At 59.5% G+C, this 3,643-nt stretch carries 4 protein-coding genes; all 4 read right to left on the minus strand.

What is annotated here, in order from left to right; genetic code table 11:
- A partial coding sequence (locus RMO15_RS00290; RefSeq protein WP_309706789.1) for a hypothetical protein occupies window positions 1–313 on the minus strand: 313 nt, incomplete at its 3' end.
- Complete coding sequence (locus RMO15_RS00295; RefSeq protein ID WP_309706791.1) at window positions 310–738, minus strand: hypothetical protein; 429 nt, start codon at window positions 736–738, stop codon at window positions 310–312. The genes RMO15_RS00295 and RMO15_RS00290, both read right to left, overlap by 4 nt.
- Before the next feature lie 15 nt (window positions 739–753).
- On the minus strand, window positions 754–2,340 hold the full coding sequence (locus tag RMO15_RS00300; RefSeq protein ID WP_309706793.1) for a serine hydrolase: 1,587 nt from the start codon (window positions 2,338–2,340) through the stop codon (window positions 754–756).
- Window positions 2,341–2,440: 100 nt separating this feature from the next.
- A complete protein-coding gene (locus RMO15_RS00305) occupies window positions 2,441–3,535 on the minus strand; it encodes a sigma-70 family RNA polymerase sigma factor (RefSeq protein WP_309706794.1) in 1,095 nt (364 codons plus the stop codon).
- Between the last annotated feature and the right edge of the window lie 108 nt (window positions 3,536–3,643).

The following is a 3,643-nucleotide window of genomic DNA, read 5'->3' on the forward strand; positions in this document are numbered from 1 at the left end:
CTTTCCAGGAGTTTAGGCCCTCGGCGTGTGCGGTGATCCAGGAAAGCGCGGTCTCCAGCCAGCCTTCGTAGCCCCACGGGACGCGGAGTGGGTGCGGCTCGTGAACCGCACTTGGGAGTTCAGCTTCGTCTATCCAGAGCGCATCCTCTGGGCGAGCGCCCTCGGCGATAAGTATTGCTTCGTCTTTGGTGGCATGCGGCATAAAACGCCGATGCAGAGGCAGCTCACGGATTGACTCGGCACCATCTCGCACCAGCTTCCACCAGCGCCCACCTTGCGGCTCTGGCTCCTGACCGAAGCAGGTGACGATCAACGGAGGGCGCGGAATCGGATTAGGGCTAGGCTTCCCAGGAGACCAACAACCACCAGCGCAATGCTCATGGTTCGCGTCACGCCACGGGCTATAATCGCTCCCTCGACACCTGCCGATTCACTTTCACGGAGCTTCGCCTCTCCCTCCGCAATCTGCTGCTGCCAGCGCTCGGGATTGATGGGCTTGTTCTTCGGGTCAAGACGCTGCCGACCATCGCGAATCAGTGCCCAGGCCCGCGCACTCCCCGTGCGCTTAGCCTCCGCAAAGCCAATCAGTGCCCCAAAGGCAACACTGGCTAGCACCACCAGCGCCACCACACGCAAGACTTGGCGAATGGCTTGGGGAGAAGCGACGGGCAAGCGCCCCAGCCGAGAAGCGGCATAGAGCGCTCCCGCACAGAAACTCAGAGCAAAGAAAAGTATCACAGAGAAATTATATCGCTATTTCTCCGCGAGCCAGGTATCGCGCAGCTCATTTGAGAACTTCCAGCACAGATCACGGTTGGTAAAAACAACGAGGCCATCGCCCGTCTTGGGATCGGCCCAGCACTGGCAGTAAAAACCCTTGGCATTTCCGCCCCGGTAGAGAATCGTCCGCCCGCCAAAGTCATCGCTCCCGAAGGCGCTCTTTTGCGTTCCTGGCTTAATCTCCGTGAAGAACTCCGCGTACTTCGCGTCGAGAAACTTGCTCTTGCCCGAGGCGATCTTGAGAATCTCTCCCAAGGCAAAGCCAAACTCAGTGGGGTCGGCCCAGAGGCCCGAGGCGGCCAGCTCCGGGTAGGCGCGTCCTCCCCCCGGCCAAGGCTTTCCGTCTTCGTCATGACCTTGTGCAATCTCGTTGCCTTTGGGAAAAGCCTCGTAGAGGCTACGAACCTCTGCGCCAAAGACACTCTGCACCACGGTCTGCCAGCTCTGCCCGGTCACGTCCTCGACCAGTTTCTGCAAGACGAGTATCTCCTCGGCGGAGTTGCCAAACTTACTCCCTGACAGAAAATGCACAATGGCCGGAGGTGTGAGAGCTGGAGCCTCGCCACGCAGAACTTGATCTAGAGTCGGGAGCGTCGCCTCCGCCGGGTAGCCTAAATACTTCTCCCAGGTAAAGCCGCTTGTGCCTGAGAGCAGGTGCCGCAGGGTCACGGGCTGCTGCTTGGTAAACTCATTCTCCGGCACCTTCCAGCTCTTCAGATACTGATTGATATCCGTATCGAGCGCCAGCCGCCCCTCTTGCACCAGCCGTAGCGCCACGAGAGCCGCGATAGGCCGCCCCTGTGCCCCTGCCGGAAAGAGCGTCTTCGAAGTCGCGGTGCCGAAGTGCTCGACTCCCGCGACCTCAAAGTTCTTAAGGCGCACCACCGTGGCCGCAGGGACTTTATGAAACGCCATACGCTCCAAAATCGGATTAGGTTTAGGAGCCACGGCGGCTTTGGGAGCGGGGCTATTCGCAGCGATCCCCACCAGCGATACGCCGATCTCGACGCTATCCGTCGCCAGCAGTGGCGAGAGTCCGGGCGCGACATCAAAGTCCGAGCGCTTGATCGAAAACTTCGTCCTAACCACCATCAGATCGCCTTCCGTGCGGCCATCACGCTCTTTCGACATTCCGGGTAAGTACCGCACATCCAGCGGAATCGTCAGCGCTTTGGTGATCCCTTTCACCGTAAAGTCCACCGCCACGGTTCCCTTAAAGCGCCCTTTCTCGACCTCTTTCCCTCCGATAATCTTCTTAAACTTGCACGTTAAGATCGGAAACTTCTTGCCCTCCAGTGCATAGCCCTTCACTGAGTTGGCATAGTTAGGGTTGCCAAACTGAATGCTCTCGACCGCGACACGAATCTCGCCCATGGTCTTCTCCGGATGCGCCGGGTCAAACTGAGCGCTCCCCGTAATCCCCCCCGCAATCCCCGTGACCGGCTCAATAGGCGCGTCCACGGAGATAGTCACGGTATTGGTTCCCTTGGGATCAGTAAAATCGAAAGTGCGAGCGCTTGGCACGCTCAGTAGAGTAGTCGCAATAAGTAGTGGCATCATGGTTCAGGTTCCTTCTTGCTCTCTACTGGCATGAGGTGCAGTAAATCTTTCGCGGGTTTTGAAAAATAATTTCACGACGTGAACGCCCTGAAGGGCGTGGCTATTTCAGTCGTGTGAGATCATCGGCGGCGTAGATGGCTTCCAGACGCGCGGCGCTGCCGCGTGCCTCGAAGCGAACCAAGACAGCCTCACGGCCCTGAAAATGCAGGCGCTCCTGACCAGCAAAGCGCAGGCGGGCCTGCTCGCTCCAGAACTGCTGGCCTTCGTTAGTGTGCATCAGGAGGCCCGCCGTCGCGACAAAAAATGGCTTGCGGCACGTGTCGCAGTTTGAGAGAAAGCCGGGCGAGCCACCTGGCCAGCCTCTCCGCACCGAAGCCATTGCGCCACAGTGGACGCAGGCGGCTTTACCTCGGCGCAGGCCCTCGGTAAGATAGGTCTGCCACCAAGCATTCACACGGCGCAGGCCAACGCGAAAGCCACTTGCGCCTGCCAGAACACGCTCGGCGGGAAGCGGGGCCACGGTCGTCGCCAGTCCGGCCAGCGACTGCCACGTCTTGTCACACTCGGGGCAGTGTAGCGCGAAGTGCGCTTGGGTAAGGCAGCCCTCCATCTTGTGGTTGCCACAGCGCAGGCAGTAGATCGTGGTTGTCTGCCAGCCCTCCGCCGCTTTTTTGGAAATCAGCCCATGCACCAGCGCCGCCTCGGGCAGCTCACGCACCAAGACGCTCTCCAGAGCCTCACGTGCTCGCATCAGCCGTAGCGAGGCCGCATTCTCCGTCAGTCCCCACTCCTGGGCAACCGCCCCCACCGATTTCTCGTCGAGATAGCGGGCCACAAGTAGCTGACGTGTCGGAACATCTAAGCGGGCAAAAGCAGCATCCAGCACGCCACCCCGCTCTCGGGAGAGCAGTGCTGCCAAAGGATCATCGTGGCTCGCAAGCTCTTCGTCCAGCGAGACACTCTGGCGCTGACGGTGCATATTTTTGCAGAGCATCCGCGCGACACCAAAGACATAGGCCGCCGGGTCGCGCGTCTCGGGCTTGCGCAGGGCAATCAGAAGCGCCTCCTGAACAACATCCTCAGCCTGCTCCGCATTGTTCAGAAGTCGCACACAAAAGCGCAAGAGCTGTGGACGAAGCTCAGTGAGCGTGCGTTCGGAAAACATCAAGACAGTCTCAAAAACAAACTGCCCCACGGGAAAGTTCCCATGGGGCAGTTCCTAATTGCTTTCCCCCACATGTGGGGGTCAGAGGGCTTTTACAAAGTGCGGCCTTTTTCGAGAGCTTCTTCGATGGTTCCCACC

The sequence above is a fragment of the Armatimonas sp. genome, from assembly GCF_031410135.1.
In the GTDB taxonomy this organism is placed as follows: domain Bacteria; phylum Armatimonadota; class Armatimonadia; order Armatimonadales; family Armatimonadaceae; genus Armatimonas.